Annotated in this window: 1 protein-coding gene; it reads left to right on the forward strand. The window is 73.6% G+C overall.

The genetic code is table 11. The features are described from left to right. Positions 1 to 360 (forward strand): PP2C family protein-serine/threonine phosphatase (locus EF903_RS33590; RefSeq protein WP_399422263.1); only part of this gene is annotated, 360 nt, incomplete at both ends.

Here is a 360-nt window from a genome sequence, read left to right on the forward strand (position 1 = left end):
AGCTCGTACACGGTGACCTGCACGCCCGTCGAGTTCCCGAAGGAGCTCCACGGCCCGGACGCCGACCAGCACGCCCACCCCGGCACCGGCGTCATGATCCACCTGGCCGACGTCACCGACCACGCCGAAGCCCTCGAACGCCTGCGCGCCAGCGAGAGCCGCCAGCGCGAGGCCGCCGTCACCCTCCAGCGCTCGCTCCTGCCGCAGGAACTGGAGCAGCCGGACGACCTGCGCATCTCCGCCGTCTACCACCCGGGCGGAACCGAGGCGGCCGTCGGCGGCGACTGGTACGACGTCATCACCCTCGGCGCCGGCCGCACCGCCCTCGTCATCGGCGACGTGATGGGCCGCGGTGTCCGC

The sequence above is a fragment of the Streptomyces sp. WAC05292 genome (assembly GCF_003949955.1).
GTDB classification, from domain to species: Bacteria; Actinomycetota; Actinomycetes; order Streptomycetales; family Streptomycetaceae; genus Streptomyces; species Streptomyces globosus.